The organism is Caballeronia sp. LZ062, from assembly GCF_031450785.1.
Classification (GTDB): Bacteria; Pseudomonadota; Gammaproteobacteria; order Burkholderiales; family Burkholderiaceae; genus Caballeronia.
The window spans coordinates 324,295-342,318 of sequence record NZ_JARTWB010000003.1; the positions used below are offsets into that span (position 1 = coordinate 324,295).

At 65.7% G+C, this 18,024-nt stretch carries 17 protein-coding genes; 7 read left to right on the plus strand and 10 right to left on the minus strand.

From position 1 onward, the window contains the following. Positions 1-108 precede the first annotated feature (108 nt). Positions 109-636 (plus strand): response regulator, encoded by a 528-nt coding sequence (locus P9239_RS21625; RefSeq protein ID WP_309754678.1) that lies wholly within the window; start codon positions 109-111, stop codon positions 634-636. 56 nt (positions 637-692) lie between these two features. On the opposite strand, the gene P9239_RS21630 is transcribed toward P9239_RS21625, so the two are convergent. Then, positions 693-1,034 carry a hypothetical protein gene (locus tag P9239_RS21630; RefSeq protein ID WP_309754680.1) on the minus strand — a complete coding sequence of 114 codons (342 nt, stop codon included), beginning with the start codon at positions 1,032-1,034 and terminating at the stop codon, positions 693-695. A gap of 658 nt (positions 1,035-1,692) precedes the next feature. Here P9239_RS21630 and nudC point away from each other — a divergent pair. Beyond that, entirely contained in the window at positions 1,693-2,622 is a 930-nt protein-coding gene (gene nudC, locus P9239_RS21635) for an NAD(+) diphosphatase (protein ID WP_309754682.1), read from the plus strand. 4 nt (positions 2,623-2,626) lie between these two features. On the opposite strand, the gene P9239_RS21640 is transcribed toward nudC, so the two are convergent. The 7 genes from P9239_RS21640 to P9239_RS21670 all read right to left on the minus strand — a co-directional run bounded on the left by P9239_RS21640 (position 2,627) and on the right by P9239_RS21670 (position 10,300). Then, positions 2,627-3,685 (minus strand): LacI family DNA-binding transcriptional regulator, encoded by a 1,059-nt coding sequence (locus P9239_RS21640; protein WP_309754683.1) that lies wholly within the window; start codon positions 3,683-3,685, stop codon positions 2,627-2,629. Between the two features lie 45 nt (positions 3,686-3,730). After that, the gene (locus tag P9239_RS21645; protein WP_309755552.1) at positions 3,731-5,002 is read right to left on the minus strand and encodes an MFS transporter; all 1,272 of its coding nucleotides are present in this window, start codon (positions 5,000-5,002) and stop codon (positions 3,731-3,733) included. Positions 5,003-5,167: 165 nt separating this feature from the next. Next, entirely contained in the window at positions 5,168-5,902 is a 735-nt protein-coding gene (locus tag P9239_RS21650) for a ribonuclease activity regulator RraA (protein WP_309754684.1), read from the minus strand. A gap of 16 nt (positions 5,903-5,918) precedes the next feature. Then, entirely contained in the window at positions 5,919-7,664 is a 1,746-nt protein-coding gene (gene araD / locus P9239_RS21655) for an L-arabinonate dehydratase (RefSeq protein ID WP_309754685.1), read from the minus strand. Between the two features lie 97 nt (positions 7,665-7,761). Continuing rightward, complete coding sequence (locus tag P9239_RS21660; RefSeq protein ID WP_309754686.1) at positions 7,762-8,427, minus strand: MarC family protein; 666 nt, start codon at positions 8,425-8,427, stop codon at positions 7,762-7,764. Between the two features lie 40 nt (positions 8,428-8,467). Continuing rightward, positions 8,468-8,815: a hypothetical protein gene (locus P9239_RS21665; RefSeq protein ID WP_309754688.1), complete on the minus strand. Its 348-nt coding sequence runs from the start codon at positions 8,813-8,815 to the stop codon at positions 8,468-8,470. Between the two features lie 144 nt (positions 8,816-8,959). Continuing rightward, entirely contained in the window at positions 8,960-10,300 is a 1,341-nt protein-coding gene (locus P9239_RS21670; RefSeq protein WP_309754690.1) for a hypothetical protein, read from the minus strand. 205 nt (positions 10,301-10,505) lie between these two features. Here P9239_RS21670 and P9239_RS21675 point away from each other — a divergent pair, with 205 nt between their 5' ends. Beyond that, positions 10,506-10,940, plus strand: a complete 435-nt coding sequence (locus tag P9239_RS21675) for a DUF2000 domain-containing protein (protein WP_309754692.1) — start codon at positions 10,506-10,508, stop codon at positions 10,938-10,940. 7 nt (positions 10,941-10,947) lie between these two features. Here P9239_RS21675 and P9239_RS21680 read toward each other — a convergent pair whose 3' ends face one another. Beyond that, the gene (locus tag P9239_RS21680) at positions 10,948-11,766 is read right to left on the minus strand and encodes an AraC family transcriptional regulator (RefSeq protein WP_309754693.1); all 819 of its coding nucleotides are present in this window, start codon (positions 11,764-11,766) and stop codon (positions 10,948-10,950) included. Positions 11,767-11,782: 16 nt separating this feature from the next. Continuing rightward, the gene (locus tag P9239_RS21685; RefSeq protein ID WP_309754695.1) at positions 11,783-12,838 is read right to left on the minus strand and encodes an NAD(P)-dependent alcohol dehydrogenase; all 1,056 of its coding nucleotides are present in this window, start codon (positions 12,836-12,838) and stop codon (positions 11,783-11,785) included. A gap of 561 nt (positions 12,839-13,399) precedes the next feature. On the opposite strand from P9239_RS21685, the gene P9239_RS21690 reads away from it, so the two are divergent. The 4 genes from P9239_RS21690 to P9239_RS21705 all read left to right on the plus strand — a co-directional run bounded on the left by P9239_RS21690 (position 13,400) and on the right by P9239_RS21705 (position 17,994). After that, complete coding sequence (locus tag P9239_RS21690; RefSeq protein WP_309754697.1) at positions 13,400-13,678, plus strand: hypothetical protein; 279 nt, start codon at positions 13,400-13,402, stop codon at positions 13,676-13,678. A gap of 526 nt (positions 13,679-14,204) precedes the next feature. After that, positions 14,205-14,711: a spore coat U domain-containing protein gene (locus P9239_RS21695; protein ID WP_309755555.1), complete on the plus strand. Its 507-nt coding sequence runs from the start codon at positions 14,205-14,207 to the stop codon at positions 14,709-14,711. 112 nt (positions 14,712-14,823) lie between these two features. After that, positions 14,824-15,549: a molecular chaperone gene (locus tag P9239_RS21700; RefSeq protein ID WP_309754699.1), complete on the plus strand. Its 726-nt coding sequence runs from the start codon at positions 14,824-14,826 to the stop codon at positions 15,547-15,549. 87 nt (positions 15,550-15,636) lie between these two features. Then, entirely contained in the window at positions 15,637-17,994 is a 2,358-nt protein-coding gene (locus P9239_RS21705; protein WP_309754700.1) for a fimbria/pilus outer membrane usher protein, read from the plus strand. The last annotated feature ends 30 nt before the right edge of the window (positions 17,995-18,024 follow it).

Below are 18,024 nucleotides of genomic sequence, written 5' to 3' on the forward strand. Positions count from 1 at the left end.
GCGCATTGTGGTGCGTCCGGGCGTTTGCTACCGTGCGAGGTTCCGGCGAGAAGCAGTCACGAGAACCGCTCGCGTCGAGACGAAATAATCACTGGGTCGAGGCAAACAATGGTACGTACGGACAAGATAAGACTGGTTGTCGCAGACGAGCAACCGGTCATCGTTCTGGGACTGCAGACGTGGTTCGAGGCGCGCGAGCGTTATCGCGTGGTCGCGAGCGCAACGGACGAAGCGCAGCTGCTGTGGAAGCTGCGCGATGCGAACGCCGAGTTGGTGATCGTCGACTGCGCGCTCGGTGCGCACGCGCGCCCGGCAGCCGACCGGTTCGGCATCCTGCGCGTGCTGCGCGGGCAGGCGCCGCATGCAGCGGTCGTCGCGTTGACGCGGGACACGGATCCGCTCGCCGTTCGCGCGATGCAGCGCGCGGGCGCCGACGGCATCGCGAGTACCCGCGACGAGCTGAAGGACCTCGGGCGCGTGTGCGACCGCGTGCTGTCGGGCGTAAAGGGCGTGATTTCGCGGCGCATCGCCGCTTGTCCAGAAAGCGAGGGCCGGATCGCGCACGGTGCGTTCAATCCGAACGCGATCTATCGCGAAGTGCGCGTGAGCGCGACGACGCTCCCCGCGCGCAACTGACATGGCGCGCTGCGCCCGCTCTCGCGTCTTTTGCGCGGCGGCGGGCATGGCGCGGCTCAGGCGGACGGCGAAGCGTCGTTCGAGAGTGCGGGCGCCTTCTTTCTCGGGAAGCTGACGTCCCGTCCGTCGTCGAAGCCTTTTTCGTAAGCGCGCTGGTCGAGCGCCCGGAAAAGCGGCGCCAGTTCTTCGGCGTGCGTGCGGATTAGTTCCATCAGCGGTTTGACGAGCGCGGGCGACACCGGGTTTGCGCCATCGGCATGGCCTTGCCCGCTGCTCACGACTTCGACCATCGCGCGTAAGGTTTGCGCGCGCTTCACGCAGTAATCGACGAGCGGCAAGGCGTGAGTGATGACCGCGTGTCCTTTCTCGTTGACCGACACCGTCACATTCGATTCCATGAGCGTCTCCTTTCCGAATTGGGGGACCGAAACTCTAGAAGCCGCGCGTCGGCGCGCGCCAGCGGAATAATCCGAAAGGTCGGGGGGTGTCGTCTGGTTGTCAGGCGTCGCGAAGGTTGCGCGTGGGCTGGAGGGATCGCGCTTTCAGCCATTGAACGAGCGGACGCGGCGATCAGGATCACAATCCTGGACTCGTCTTCGCGCCGCACGTCGCGCCCCTATTCGCATGACGCTGCGCAGTGTGCAGCGTGAGAAACCGGGCAGCATCGATGCTTCGAGAATGCGGAGTCGTATCGAATTGGCGCGCACGGCGTAGCGGCCGGATCGCCGCATATCCGCATTCCCGAGGCCATGACATGGGACGCCGCGCAATAAGTAGGGTGAGAGGCCGGGCAGCATCCATGCGTCGAGCGTGCGCCGGTATGGAATCAGCACACACGGCGTCGCGCGCCTGGAAACGCACGGCGTAGCGGCCGAATCGCCGCGAATCCAGATTCGCGACGCCGCGACATCGACAACCCTGCGCGCCTGACACAACGCCGCCTGTTTTGCCAGGCGCAGCCGCCCGCGACCCGCCAGCAAGGATGCGCCAACTTCGCTACGATGCTCGCTCCACTTCTTCCCCCACCGGCGCGCGCCGCCGCCTCTCGAAAAGACTATGCTCACGCCGCCTCACGCCATCGGTTTCACGCAGGATCCGCTTGACCGCATGTCCGAAAAGCGCGACGACGAAGCTTTCGTCGCGAGCCTCCACGATCACGCCACCACCCGCTTTCTGCTCTTCGTGAAGGACGTGCCGCTCTTCAAGCGCACGGACGGCCACGATCCGCTCTTCGTCGCGCAGGAAGCCGCGCAGTTCGGCGCGCCGCTGCAGACAGTTCTGCTCGGTCGCGACGCGGACCAGCGCGCGCTCTTCGCCTGCACAGTCGATACGACCCCCGACGCCGCCGCGGATGTGCTCGGGAGCACGCCCGTCGAAGCCATCGAACTGCGCCCGGTCGCGATGCAGGGGCTCGTCGCGCCGCCGCTCGTCAGCGCGCTCGGCGAGGCGCGCTCGATGCTCGACTGGCATCGGCGGCACCGCTTCTGCGCAAACTGCGGGCATCCGACCGACAGCGCGGGCGCGGGCTGGCGGCGCATCTGCGGCAACTGCCGCGCGCAGCATTTTCCGCGCGTCGATCCGGTCGTCATCATGCTCGTCACGGACGGCGAGCGCTGCCTGCTCGGCCGCCAGCCGCAATTCGCGCCGGGCATGTACTCCGCGCTCGCGGGCTTCATCGAGCCCGGCGAAACCATCGAACATGCGGTGTATCGGGAAGTGCTGGAGGAAGCGGGCATCCGCTGCGCCGACGTGCGTTACTTCGCGTCGCAGCCGTGGCCGTTTCCTTCATCGCTCATGATCGGCTGCTTCGCGCGCGCGACGGACACGCAAATCACCGTTGACCAGCACGAACTGGAAGACGCGCGCTGGTTCTCCCGCGATGAAGTCGCCGCCATGCTCGACGGCGCGCACGCGCAAGGACTCAGCGCGCCGAAGCCGTTTGCCATCGCGCATCACTTGCTGAAGGCGTTCGTCGAGGGAATCTGAGGCTTCAGAGCGTTTCGCGCTCGATGATCTCGAAGCCCACATCGACCGGCGCAACCGGCGCCGCGCCACTTAGCCGGTCGATCAGGCAGCGCGCCGCCGTCGCGCCGATGCGCTTGCCATCGACGCGCACCGTGGTCAGCGCGGGCGTCGTGTCGGCGGCGAAGTCGAGATCGCCGAAGCCGCAGACCGCGAGCCGCGCGGGCACGTCCAGACCGAGCCGCCGCGCCTCGGACACCACGCCGAGCGCAAGCAGGTCCGAGCTGCAAAAGATGGCGTCGACCTGCGGCGCCGTCTCCCGGATGCGCCGCAGCGCGTCCTTACCGAGCGCCACCGACGAGGGCGGCGGCATCAGCACATCGGCGACGTCGTGCATGCCGCGCAAAGCAAGCGTCTCGATGAAACCGCGCCGCCGCGCGAGCGCCCGCTGATCGGTCGCGCAGACGAGCGCCGGGTGCTTCGCGCCGCGCGCGACGAAGCGCTCCGCCACCGCCGCGCCTATCCGATAGTGGGAGAAGCCCACGAGCATGTCGATGGGATCGTCGGTCATGTCCCATGTCTCGACAATCGGAATGCCGATCTTGCGCAGGCGCTCGCGCAGCGTCGCCGTATGCGCGACGCCTGTGAGCAGCACGCCTTCGGGACGGCGGCTCAGCACGGCGTCGAGCAGTTGATCCTCGTTGTCGTCGCTGTAGCCGGACAGGCCGAGCAGCACCTGATAGCCGGCGCGCGACATCGTATCGCTGAACACCTGCACGGTTTCGGAGAACAGCGAATGCGCGACGGTCGGCACGATGGCCGCGATCAGCCGCGACTTCGCCGACGACAAGCCGCCCGCCAGCCGGTTCGGCACGTAGCCGAGTTCGTTCACCGCCTGGCGCACGCGGGCGAGCGTCTCCGGCGCGACCGTGTCCGGCGCGTTGAACACGCGCGAAACGGTGATCGGCGAGACGCCCGCGGACGCCGCCACGTCCGTGATGCGCACGCCCTTCGGCGTGCCGCGCGTGCGGCGTGGCGTGGCGGCCGCCTTTGCGGCGTCGTCAGAGAGGTCGGCGAGCTTGGTCATGCATGGATTGGCGCGTCAGAGGCGGATCGGAGAAAACGCGCCATTCTAGGCCTTCGCCGGCGCATCGACGGCCGCGTCGCCGCGCGTGTTCCCGCGCCGCATCAGCAGCATCGTGACGACGGCGAAGATCAGCAGGCACGCGGCCGGAATGAGCATCGGCGCCTTCACGCTTCCGCTCGTCTGCCGGACCCACGGAACCAGATTCTGCGCGATGAATCCGCCGACGTTGCCGAGCGAATTGATCGCGGCAATGCCCGCCGCCGCGCGCGCGCCGGTCAGGAATTTCGGCGGGATCGTCCAGAAGCACGGCAGCAGCAGGTACATGCACGGCGCGCCGAGGCAGAGCGCGATGAAGCGCAGCGTGTTGGTCGGCAGAAACACGCTCGCGAGGAAGAACACGACGCCGAGCAGCGCCGCAGCCAGCATCGCCACCGTCGTGCGCCGGTCGGAGCCGTTCGTCGCGCGCAGCTTCGCCGGCAGCCACGCGAGCACGACGGTTGCCGCGAGCCACGGCACGATGTTCAGCAGGCCGTTCGTCGTATTCGAGACGCCGAAGCCCTTCACGAGCGTGGGCAGCCAGTAGCTGACGCCGTAGACGGACATCGACAGCATCATGTAGTAGAGCGCCATGCCGATCACGCGCGGCTCGGTGAGCACGCGCATGACGTTCGCGTGGCTCGTCTCGGCTTTCTTCGCCTGCTGCCGTTCGGTTTCGAGCGTGGCATCGAGCCAGTGCTTTTCGTCGTCGGAGAGAAAGCGCGCCTTTTTCGGCGATGCCGGCAGCCACAGCAGCACGACCGCCGTGAGCAGCACGGAAGGCACGCCCGTCACGATGAAGACCAGTTGCCAGCCTTGCAGGCCGAACCATGCCTTGTCGAGCAGATAGCCGCAGATGGGCGCGCCGACCATGTTGCCGATGCTGCTGCCGAGCGTGAAATACCCGAGCATCCGCACGCGATGCCGCTGCGGAAACCACAGCGTCAGGTAATAGATGACGCCGGGATACAGCCCCGCCTCCGACGCGCCGAGCAGAAAACGCAGGATGTAGAACATCGTCGCGTTCGTGGTGAACGCAAGGGAAATCGTGACGACGCCCCACGTCAGCATGATCCGCGCAATCCAGCGCGGCGCGCCGTACTTGTGCAGCAGCACGTTGCTCGGAATCTCGAAGATGAGATAGCCGATGAAGAAGAGCGACGCGCCGAGACCATACGCGACCTCGGAGATGCCTAAGCTGCCGAGCATCTGCAACTTGGCGAAGCCGATGTTCGAGCGGTCGATATACGCGACGAGATACAGCAGCCCGACGAGCGGCATCAGCCGCCACGCGAGGCGATTGATGAGACGCGGCTCGTCGACGGCCAGCGGCGCGTTGCGGGAAAGCGGCGATCGGGTGTTCACGATGTCTCCAGTGCGAGGCGGTCAGCTGCGGTCGGCAGCGCGCTCTTGTCGTATGCGTTTCCTGCTGGCGCGCCTAAAAACTCAACCGCGCGTCTTACGCCATTCGGCATACGCCGCGAGCGTTTCCTCGTTCGGCGGATACGTGCCGCGCAACAGCGCGCCCGCTTCCACGCGCGTCGTCACGAACTCTTCGAGCAGTTCCTGCTCGGCGGCATCTTTCGCGACCTGCTCGGCCATGTGACGCGGCACGATCACGACGCCATCCACATCGCCGACGACGATATCGCCCGGATACACCGCCACGCCGCCGCACGCGATCGGCACGTTCATGTCCACCGCGTGATGCTTTGCCAGGTTGAGCGGCGCGCTCGCGCCCGCGCAGAAGAGCGGCAGCCCGATGTCGCCGATGGTGCCGCTGTCGCGCACGCAGCCGTCCGACACCATGCCCGCGACGCCGCGCACCTTGAGGCGCGTCGTCAGGATCGAACCGGTGGATGCCACCGTGCGATCGCCGCGGCAATCCTGCACCAGCACGCTGCCCGGCGGCGCGCTTTCGACCGCCTTGCGCTGCGGATGGTCAGGGTCCTGAAACACGCCGACGTGATCGATGTCCTCGCGCGCCGGAATGTTGCGCAGCGTGAAGGCCGGGCCGACGAGATTCGGCGCGCCCTTCGCGGGCTTCACGAGCGGCGCGACGCCTTGCAGGAACACGTTGCGCAGGCCGCGTTTGAAGAGCTGCGTCGTGAGCGTTGCGGTGCTGACGTGGCGCAGCAAGTCGAGCGTTTCGTCGGAAATGGCGATGTCTTGTGTCGTCATGGTGTTGTGATCGTGTTCAGTGGATTTCCGGCTCGCCGCCGTGCGCGGCCGTCTTCTCTTCGAGGAAATCGAAGTCGCAGCCCTTGTTCGCCTGCGTGACGTGCAGTTGATGCATCACGCCGAAGCCGCGTTCGAACGGGCGCTTAGGCGGCGTCCACGCGGCTTTGCGCGCGGCGAGTTCATCGTCGCTGACGTCGAGATGCAGGCGGCGGGCGGGCACGTCCAGTTCCACGATGTCGCCGTCCTTCACCAGCGCGAGCGGCCCGCCGACGAACGATTCGGGCGCCACATGCAGCACGCACGCGCCGTAGCTCGTGCCGCTCATGCGCGCGTCCGAGATGCGGACCATGTCGCGCACGCCCTCTTTCAACAGCTTCTGCGGGATCGGCAACTGGCCCCACTCCGGCATTCCAGGCGCACCGACCGGCCCCGCGTGCTGAAGCACGATCACGGAATCGGCGGTGATATCGAGGGCTTCGTCGTCGATGCGTGCGGCCATGTCCGCGTAGTCCTTGAACACGACCGCCGGCCCGCGATGCTTCAGCAGATGCGCTTCCATCGCCGCCGGTTTGATGACGGCGCCATCGGGCGCGAGGTTGCCGGTGAGCACGGCGAGACCGTCGTTCGGCACGAGCGGATTGCCAAGCCGGCGAATCACGTCGTCATTGAAAATTTCGGCGCCCGCGATGTTCTCGCCGAGCGTCGCGCCATTGACCGTTAGTTGCGAACCGTCTATCAAGCCGCCGAGTTCGGCGAGCAGCGCGCGCAAGCCGCCCGCGTAGAAGAAGTCTTCCATCAGATACTTGCCGGCCGGCCGCAGATTGCCGATCACCGGCGTCACGCGCGACAGTTCGTCGAAGCGCGCCGTCGTGAGCGGCACGCCCGCGCGGCGCGCAACTGCGACCAGATGCACGATAGCGTTGGTCGAGCCCGACATCGCGAGCACCGTGGTGACGGCGTTGTCGAATGACTTCGGCGTGAGAATGTCGGACGGCTTGAGATCGGTCCACACCATCTCGACGATGCGCTGCCCCGTCAGCGACGCATACTGCGCATGCCGCGAGTCCACCGCCGGAATCGACGCGAAGCCGGGCAGCGTGAGGCCGAGCGCTTCGGTGGCGCTCGTCATCGTTGATGCCGTGCCCATCGTCATGCAATGGCCCGGCGAGCGCGCGATGCCGCTCTCGACGCCCTTCCACTCGTCCTCGGTGATCTTGCCCGCGCGCAGTTCCGCCCAATATTTCCACGTGTCCGACCCGCTGCCGAGCGTGCGGCCGTTCCAGTCGCCGCGCAGCATCGGTCCGGCCGGAAGGTAGATGGCGGGCAGGTCCATGCTGATCGCGCCCATCAACAGGCCGGGCGTGGTCTTGTCGCAGCCGCCCATCAGCACGCAGCCATCGAACGGGTACGAGCGCAGCAGCTCCTCCACTTCCATCGCGAGAAAGTTGCGATAGAGCATGGTCGTCGGCTTCTGGAACGGCTCGGCGAGCGTCATAACCGGCATTTCCACCGGAAAGCCGCCCGCCTGCCAGATGCCGCGCTTCACTTCCTCGACGCGCTGCTTGAAATGCGTGTGACACGAGTTGATCTCGCTCCACGTATTGACCACGGCGATCACCGGCTTGCCCATGTAATCGGACGAGTGATAGCCCATCTGCGCCGTGCGCGAACGGTGTCCGAACGAGCGCAGGTCGTTCACGCCGTACCACCGATGGCTGCGCAGTTCTTCTGGCGTCTTGCGTTTCGTGGGGTCGTAGGCCAAGCGATGTCTCCTTGATGGTAGCGTTACCATTTCGATGCACGCGATGGTAGCGTTATCACCGACAAGCGTCGCTTGGGGTTTTTACGAACAGCAGCCGCTATTTGACGACGGGATGAATGGAGCCGAGCAGTTCCGAAAGCCCGAGCCACAGAATCTGCACGCCGATGCAGAAGATGACGAACGCGAAGAGCCGCATGGCGACCTGCGTGCCGACCGTGCCGAGCAGCCGCTCCAAATATCCGGCGAAGCGCACGCAGACGTAGATGCTCGCGCACACCAGCACGAGCCCGATCGTCACGCCGACGATATGGACCGGCTGCAAGCCGTGGCGCGGCGAGCCCGTGCCGAGCGCGATCGCGACGGCGATCGAGCCGGGGCCGACGGTGATCGGCAGCGTCAGCGGATAGAACGCCTTCGCGCGCAGCGATGCGCCGCTGCGTGGCTTAGGCGTCGGCTCGGCGGAAGCGTCTTCGTCGGGCGCCTGCAGGAGACTCCAGCCCGCCATCGAGACCACGATGCCGCCCGCCACGCGCAACACCGGAATCGAGATGCCGAAGAAGTTGAGCACGTATGCTCCCACCGAGAGCGACACCAGCAGAATCACGAAGCTGTTCAACGAGATGCGCCGGGCGAGTTCCTGCCGCTCGGCATCGCTGATATGCGGCAGCATGCTCAGCACGACGAGCGCGACCGCAGGCGGATTGATGATCGGAAAGAGCCCGGCGACGATCACGAGCACGGTCTTCGCGAATTCGTTGAACATGCTCGATAGATTTTTATGTCGGTTTGTCGGCTGACACGCTCTAGCCGGACACGATCGGCGCGGCGAGAATCAGCGCGCATTCGGTCACGAACGAGCCGAGTCCCACGCCGATCAGCACCCGCGCGACATACGTCCACATGCGCCGCTCCACGTTACCCGAGCAGCGCCACGCCGCCGTGCACCATGCGAGATACAGCGCGCCGCACGCCGCGAAAAGGCCCAGCGTGCCGGGCCAAAACCAGATGGTAATCAGGAGGAACGCTTCGGGAGCGACGCCGGTGCCCCAGAGGTACAGGTAGACCGCCCACCATGCGAGGTGCAGCGGCAGGCCCAGTAGCCACCAGACTTTCCAGAAGCGTTCTTCTCCGCGCCAGGCCTTGCGCAACATGCGTCGCCGTATAGAGGAATGAGGCTGGCATTTTACTTCACCGGATGCCGCCGCACGGCCGACGCAACGCCGGCCGAAATGCCGGTAACGACTAGGTTCTTGTGGCATTTCAGCATATTGCGTCGCGGCAAACGCCGGTTGCGGCTATGCGCGCCGCTCGGTCAGCATCTGGCTTGCGAGGTCGCCGTGATGCATCGCGAGCGCGCGCAGCGAAGGCCACATGTGCATGTAGTGGACCATGAAACTGTCCGCGCGCTGAAGCTGATACGGCGTGTTCAGCGTGATGCAGTCGACGAGTTCGGGATCGCCTGCCATGCCGTGACGCGTCAGCACCTTGATGAACGTGTCCTGATCGCCGCCGCTCGCATACGTCGATGACTTGTCCGCGACGCCGCCGATTATCTGCTCCACTTCGCCCAGCACGTCGAAGTTCGCCTGCGTGCGCCGAAAGCCCATGATGCCCGAGTTGAACTGCCAGCTCATGTCCATCGCGATCAGGCGGTCGCGGTTGTCCAGCAGGCGTTCGAGCAGCATCGACTGGTCGATCACCAGCACGTCCGCGTCGATCCAGAACACCCATTCGTGCTGAGGCATATGACGCCGCAGCACCCACGGTTTCAGCCAGTTGCCGCTTGCGCCGTGCGGCGATTCCTGCGGGACGTCGCGGTACAGATGCAGCGCGTAGCCGTGGCGCGCGCAGTAGCGGCGCAGATTGCGCTCGGCAATAGCGCCGTACGCGCGAATATTCGGCGTGTACAGCATGGCAAGCGCGATGGGCGCATCCGGGCGCAGCGCCTCATACGCGTCGTGCGCCGCGTCCGTCGGCGGCAGCGTCAGATACGCCTCGCCCTTCGTCTGGCAGGCGTTGATGTGCGACGCGAAAAGATCGCGCAGATCGGCGTGGACCGGCTGGTTCGGCGGCGCGTCGGGAATGTCGGCGAGCGCGATGGCGAAGACGCGCAGCCGCGCCCACATCGGATCGATATGCCACGCCGCAGGCACGACGGCATGCACGCCGTCGATCTGCGTCATGTAGCCGAGCGGCGCGGTCATGCGCAGCAGCGCCGACTCGCTCGCCAGCGCGCCGCCGAAGCGCGCGCCCGCGCACAGCCGCTCCACCAGCGCGCGCGACGCAGGCGTGTTGCGCCAGAGCTGGAACGCGCCGATCACGCTGTCGCTTTCCGCGTCGCCCATCGACACGACCAGCGAATCGCGCGCGGGATCGGCCATCAGCGTTTCGCACGCGATATCGCTCACGATCAGACAATCTTGCGTGAGCAGCAGTACAAGATCGCCGTCGGCCGCGGCGCGCAGCGCGCGCAAGAGCGTCTGAAACTTGAGCATCATGCGCAGATGCGCCCAGCCGATGCCGCTCGCGTCGACGAACTCGTGCGCGTACGCGCGGCGCGCGCAATAGCGCCGATGGTTCTCGAAGGACGCGTGTGCCTCCCGGCTCGCGAAGAAACTGATGACGCGGGTTGTCATGGATGCTCGATGAATGGCTCAGGCGATCATCGATTCTGCGTTCCGTTGCGCGCTGCGGGCAAGGGGCAGGACACTTTGTTTCATGCTGCGTGAACGTCGCGCCGGCGGTTTTCGCTCGCCGGCGTTCGCGTGTGCAACAGGATTCAAGACGCAGCCCGTCCGCGCCTCGACAATTGCGCTTTGTGCAAACCGAACGGGGATACGCATGACAAACGAGACAACACAAGCCGGCGCGCGAGCGCAACGCTGCGTGATCGTGGTGGATCGCGCGCTGCCTGCCGGCAAAGCCGCGAATGCAGCGGCGGTGCTGGCGTTGACTGTCGGGCAGCGGCACCCGGCGCTCGTGGGAGAACCGCTCGTCGATGCGTCCGGCGTCGCGCATCCGGGGCTGATTCCGGTCGGCATCGCGGTGCTCGCGGCCACTCAGGACGAACTCGCGTCGATTCGCGGCAAGGCGCTCGCCGCCGATTGCGACGTCGTCGCGTTTCCCGAGCAGGGTCAGCAGACGACGGACTATGCCGCCTTTCGCGATGCCGTTGCGACGGTCGCGACCGACGCGCTGCGCTACGTGGGCGTCGCGCTGATCGGCGACAGAAAGCCGGTGAGCAAGGCCGTCGCGAATCTCGGCCTGTTGAAGTGATGCAAGTTCAGCCGCGCGTCGCGGCCTTGTAGGCGCCGGGCGTCACGCCGAGCATACGGCGAAAGGTGCGCGTCAGATGCGCCTGATCTGCGAAGCCTGTGTCGGCGGCGATATCGCTCAACGCATTGCCGCGCCGAATCAGCGCCATCGCGCGACGCACGCGCGCCTGCCGCTGGTATTCGTGCGGCGTCATCCCGGTTTCCCGGCTGAACGCACGGAACAGGCGATACGGCGGCAAACCCGCCGCCGCCGCGATTTCATGCAGGCGCAGTTGCTCGCCGAGACGATCTTCGAGAAACCGCCGCGCCGTGACAACGGCGCGCGGCTCGTTCGCCTCGCGCGGCGCCGTTGTCTGCTTCATGTGTCGCCCGGCGAGCCGCGCCGCGAACGACAGATACCGCTCGTCGCGATACAGCGACGAACCGCGCACTTCCGACGACCGATGCACGTCCTGAAGCGCCATGCTCAGGACCGGATCGCGGATGATCGGGCCGACGAGCCCGCCTGCTCGCTTCTCGCCGGTCAACTCCAGCAGATGCGCGACGTCCACGTACAGCGTGCGCTGCGTCCAGCCGTCGCCGTCGACGGGCCAGCCGGCGTGCGGTTCGTCGGCGTCGATGGCGTACAGGTCGCCGCGCCGCGCGACGAACTCGGTGCCGCGCATGCGGATGCGGATCGCGCCGCCCGTGAGCAGCGCGAAACACGCGGTGTCGTGCGCGTGAACGTCGTAGGCGAAGTCCGCGAAGCGCCCGAGCAGCAGCTCCGCACCGAGATCGGGCGCCCGCCAGATGTGCGTGTCGGAGGTGGGACGGGCGTTCGTGGACATTTGCTGGCGCGCCGCCTTAGCGCATCGTCGCCATGTCGATCACGAAGCGGTACTTCACGTCGCTCTTCAACATGCGCTCGTATGCCGTATTGATCTCGTCCATGCGGATCATCTCGATATCGGACGTGATGCCGTGCTTGCCGCAGAAGTCGAGCATTTCCTGCGTCTCCGCAATGCCGCCGATGAGCGAGCCCGCGAGCGAACGGCGCTTGAAGATCAAGTTCCCGACCGACGGCGACGGATGCGGGTGCTCCGGCACGCCGACGAGCGTCATGGTGCCGTCACGCTTGAGCAGCGTGATGAACTGGTCGAGATCGTGCGAAGCCGCAACCGTGTTCAGGATGAAATCGAAGCTGTTCGCGTGCGCGGCCATCTGATCCGGGTCCTTCGACACGACGACTTCGTGCGCGCCCAGACGCTTGGCATCCTCGATCTTGCTCGGCGATGTCGTGAAGAGCACGACATGCGCGCCCATCGCCGCCGCGAGCTTCACGCCCATGTGCCCCAGGCCGCCCAGACCCACGATACCGACTTTGTGACCTTCCTTGACGCCCCAGTGACGCAGCGGCGAATACGTCGTGATGCCCGCGCACAAGAGCGGCGCGACCGCGGCCAGTTCGAGATTCTCGGGCACGCGCAGCGTGAAGGCTTCATCGACGACGATGGACGTCGAATAGCCGCCATACGTCACGCCGCCCGACTTCTTGTCCGCCGAGTTGTAAGTCTGCACGAAGCTCTCGGGGCCTTCGCAATACTGTTCGAGGCCTTCCTTGCACGCCGCGCAGACGCGACACGAATCCACCATGCAGCCGACGCCTGCGATGTCGCCCGCCTTGAACTTCGTCACGTCCGAGCCGACTTCGGTCACGCGCCCGACGATTTCGTGACCCGGCACGACCGGATAGTTGGTGCCGCCCCATTCGTTGCGCGCCATGTGCAGATCCGAGTGGCAGACGCCGCAGAAGAGGATATCCATGCGCACGTCGTTCGGGCCGACTTCGCGGCGTTGAATTTCGAGCGGACCGAGCGGCTTGTCAGCGGCGGACGCAGCATAGGAATAGGCTTTGAACATGGTCGTTCCCTGTTGAGGTTTGAAGCGTGGACATGAGGCCGGCGCCTTCACGCATGGGGAAGACGCGGCCGAATCGGGCGTATGCGCACGAGGCGCGCAGCAGTTTATGTGCGGTAGCGAACGCTCGCCATGCTGTTTCGCACTCGTTGCTCCGTACTTGCCGATGTTGCCGATACTTCGGCGCCGGTGCGCAACCTCGTTACTGTATGCCTATCGGACTATCTCTGCTGAAGCGGCTGAAGCGGATGAAGGAGCTGTAGCGCCTGGAGCGTCTGAAGAGGCTGAAGCGGCGAAAGCGGCTGTAGCGGCTGACGAGGCTGTAGCGGCGGCTGAAGCGGCCGTAGCGGCTGAGGCGGGACGGGTCTGCGACCTCGTCCGTCCCGGCTCGCTCCTTCAGCGCGACTATGTGGCGGCGAACGGCGGTTCTGACGTCGCGGCACGCGAGCCAATCACGCGCCTTGCGAGCGGCGGGAGACAGTGGCGCTTGCCACGCCCGCCATACGATGACGGAAGGCCGGCCGCCATGCACGCGCCGGCACGCAAACAGACGGGGCCACGACGATGAACGCGATTGCAATGACGGTGAGTATCGATTTGCCGGGCGGTGCGGTGAGCGCCGAGTTTTGCCCGGACACGGGACGCTTGCGGATTCTGGAGCGCGACGTGTTGCGCGTCGAACTCTTCCCGCCGCACTCGTGGTTCACCGTGGCGTCGGTCGCGGGCAACAGCCGATGGGGCACGCGGCCGCGCGAGTCGGACCTCTACCTTGTGCTGGAGAGCTTCATCATGCAACGGTTCGGAATGGCGGCGCTGGGGAAGGCGCTGACGCTCGCGCATTGACGCAGTCGGTCGGGTTTGCATTCGCGGTAGCGCCGAGCGCGCCGCGCTCATTCGCCATCTCTCTTGCCAACCGCAGGTCTTCGAAGAAGACGCACGGGCTGCGAACCGTCGCCCCCTCTTTCTGTGTTACGTGTAGCGCTTCTTGTCATAGCGCAGTGCCGTGCGCGCTGGCCCTCGGCGCATCGTCCGGCAATCGGTTAGGGATACGAGTTTGCGTCATAAGCGTATCGAAAACCGAAAAAGGCCACGATGCTATCGCCTACCGCACGACAGCCAGCCACCGTCAACGGACACGCAAACGCGATGGCGCACCGGAATGCGCTTCGGAGCTTTCGCGCCGCCTCGAACGCGAGCATCCGTCGCGGTTCTTCACGCCCGCACCGAAACTTGCGCCATCTCAATTTAAGACCCGTCTCATTCATTCTCAAACTCTCTCTGCTTATTCTGTGTGCACTTCGACGCGGCATGGATCTTCCAGACCGCGACAGCACAGGTTCCCGTCGTCTTAACCAGAGAGAGATTCAGCATGAAGAGCATGTTCAAGAAAGCCGCAGTCGTTGCCCTGATCGCCGGTGCCACGCTTCCCGTTTCCACCAGTCTGTTTGCCGCCAGCAAGACCGCGACCTTTCAGGTCACGTTGACCATTCAGGATGACTGCTCGATCAGCGCAAGCCCGCTCAACTTCGGCTCGACGGGTGTGCTTGCGAACGACATCGACCAATCTGCCAACCTCGCGGTGACCTGCACGGCCGGCACGCCGTACAACGTCGCGCTCGACGCCGGCAGCGCAACCGGCTCCTCCATCTCGGCTCGCACGCTGACGAACACGGCGAGCACCGGCGTCGTGCAGTACAACCTCTTCCGTGATGCTTCGCGCACTCAGATCTGGGGCCAAACGGTCGGCAGCGACACGGTTTCGGGTGTCGGCAACGGCAACGCACAGACGATCCCCGTTTTCGGCCGCGTTCCCGTGCAAGCCACGCCCATAGCGGACACCTACACATCCACCGTCACGGCCACTGTCGTTTTCTGACCCACAACCGTTGTCGACCATGCAGGCGCCTCCCTCATGCGGGGCGCTTGCGCGAATGCCGCGCACGCTATATCAAGTTGAAGCGGACAGGACGCCCGAATGGAGGCGGCTCATGCGGCAACTGCGTACACTGGCCTTGCTCGTCTTGCCGACGTTTCTGATAGCGTCGGCGCACGCCGCTTCGTTGCAGATCTCGCCCGTATCCATTGCGCTCGACGCCACCGAAGCCGGAAAGGTGCTCAATTTGCGCAACGAGAGCGATACCGCCATTCATGCGCAAGTGCGCGTCTTTGCGTGGGACCAGGCCGACGAAGACGAGCGCCTCACGCCGACGCGCGATCTGCTCGCGAGTCCACCCATCGCCGAGATTCCTGCAGGCGGCCAGCAAGTCATCCGCGTGATTCGCTCCAATCGCGATGCGCCGGAGCACGAACGCGCATACCGGTTGTTGATCGATGAACTGCCGCCCGAAGGCGCGAATGCAGGCAACGGCGTTCAGTTTCGCTTTCGATACTCGGTGCCGCTCTTTGTCGCACCAGCCGGCGAGCCGGCGCCGCCAGAGCTGCACTGGTCGATCGTCGAAAAAAGCGGCCAGCCCTATCTCCGCGTCTCGAACAGCGGGAAGATTCACGCACGGCTCAGCGCCGTCTCGCTGACGATCTCCGCTGCGAAAGTGCCGGTCGCGGCGGGACTGCTCGGATATGTGCTGGCGGGCCGCGCGCGTTCATGGCCGCTCTCGAACGCAAGCCACGCAGCACGCGCACGGAGCGGCGAGGTGACCGCGACCGTCAACGGCAACGGCGTAACAGCCCCGCTCATGACCAACGCCGCTCCCTGATTCAATCGCTTCGGGGCCGCGCCTGTGAGCAATTCGCCCGACGCACATGGAACGCTATACAGCCGGCGATGCCGGCCAATCGAGGTCGTGGTTGCACTGTCCGTCATCGGGCAGCCAGCCATTGCACAGATCGACATAACGGGCGGCAGTCCGGCCGCGCTACCGAGTCTCACCGGCGGCACGCCTGCGCAAGCGGTTCCTTCGACGGCCTCCGGGCGTGAATCGCTCGTGCTCGAGATCGTCGTCAACGGGACGAGCCAGGGCGAACCTTCCGGCTTCGAACTGCGCGACGGCGAGCTTTACGCCGAGCCGCAATCGCTCACCAACGCCGGCATTCGCGTCGATGACGTCAAAGCCGGCGCGGATGGCTGGCTCGCGCTCTCGTCGATACCGGGTGTGCATGCAACCTACGTGGCGCGCGCCCAGCAAGCCGTGCTCGATGTCGCCACGGACCGGCAGATCGCGCAACAGATCGGCTATCGCGTGCCCGTCGTGCCGAAGGCGACGCCGGGCACGGGCTTCGTCCTCAACTACGATGCAACTTATCAGCGGTCGTCGGGCGAAGTGCATGGCGAACAGTTCGGCGTATGGAGCGAGCAGCGCTTTTTTTCGCCGTTCGGCGTGTTCGACAACACAGGCACGTACCTGAACGGCACCGGCATCAACCGCTACACGCGACTCGACACCAACTGGACCTATACCAACGCCACGAAGCTCTTCTCGCTGACGATGGGCGACGCCATTTCCGGATCCCTGCCCTGGTCACGGTCGGTGCGCTTCGGCGGTATCCAGATTCAGCGGGATTTCACGCTGCGTCCCGACCTCATCACATTCCCGTTGCCGATGTTCACGGGCTCCGCCGCCGTGCCGTCGGCGGTGGATTTGTATATCAACGGGCTGAGGCAATACAGCGGCAACGTCGCGCCGGGCCCGTTCCAGATCGCGCAGGCGCCGAGCCTGACGGGCGCGGGCGTCGCGCAGGTCGTCGTCACCGATGCGCTGGGCCGGCGTGTGACGACGAGCGTGCCGCTCTACGTGGACACCCGCCTGCTCGCCAAGGGCCTTTTCGATTACTCCGTCGAGTTCGGTTTCCTGCGCAACGACTACACGCTGCAGTCCTGGTCGTACGACGCGTCGCCCGTATTCAGCGGCACGTTCAACTATGGACTGAGCGACGCGCTCACGCTTCAGGCGCACGCCGAGGCCGCGAAGGACCTTCGCAACGGCGGCGCCGGTGCCGTGATGGCTATCGGCAACCGGGGCACGCTCAGCGCCGCGGTGGCGGGCAGCAATGGGAATGGCGAGTCGGGTGCGCTCGCGAGCGTCGGCTATCAATATATCGGGCCGCGCTTCTCGGTGAATCTGCAAGGCACGCGCGCGACGAGCGGCTACCGCGACATCGCATCGCTCAACGGGGCATCGACCTTCGAACATCTGTATCAGGCGACCGCGTCAGTGGCACTGTTCCGCACTCAGTCGGCGAGTGTCAGCTATATCGACTCGAAAGATACGTTCTCGGGCCATGCGCGCGTCGTCACGCTCGCCTACAACGCGCAACTCGGCAGGCGCTGGTCTCTTTTCGCGAGCGTATTTCGCGACTTCCTGCAGCGCAACGTCTATGGAGGATCGGTCGGCGTGACGGTAAGTCTCGGCGGCAACGCGTCCGCCAGCGCGACCGTCTCACAGTCCGGCGGCCACACGACAGCCGATATCAGCGCGTCGCGCCCGGCCGACTTCAGCGGCGGATGGGGCTGGGCCGTGCAAGGCGGCGCGGGCGCGGACTATCGCCATGCGTTTGCCGGCGCGAATTATCGTGCGAGCTTCGGCGACTTCCAGGCGACGGCGCAGCGTTTCAACGGCACGACAACGAGCACGTTGCAGGCAGCGGGCGCGCTGGTGGCGATGGACGGCACGGTCTTGCCCTCGCGCTCGCTAGGCGACGGCTTCGCGCTTGTCGCAACCGACGGCGTCGCCGGCGTGCCTGTGTTGCAGGAGAACCGCCTGGTCGGCACGACCAACAGCCGCGGGTACATGCTCGTGCCGGACCTGTTGTCGTATCAGCGCAATCAGCTCGGCATCGACCCGCTTGCCTTGCCCGCCGATGCGATGATCGACAAAACGCAGATGGACGTCGCGCCGCAGCGGCGCGCAGGTGTGTTGGCGCGCTTCGGCTTGAGCCATTACCGAGGCGCGTCCGTGAGCTTCGTCGATACGGATGGAAAGGCCGTCCCGGCAGGCAGCGTGGCCACGGTGAGGGACACGGGCGCTTCGGCAGTCGTCGGGTATGACGGCGTCGCGTTCTTCGAGCAGTTGTCTGCGACGAACACGGTCGCAATTCACGGTAAGGGCGCCGATTGCGCGGCCGACGTGGCCTTCGACCCGTCGACCGCACGGACGATGCCGCAGCTCGGTCCGATCATATGCCGCGCGACCGGTAAGCCGTGATGCGCCGAGACTTCGCCCGCACATCCGCAC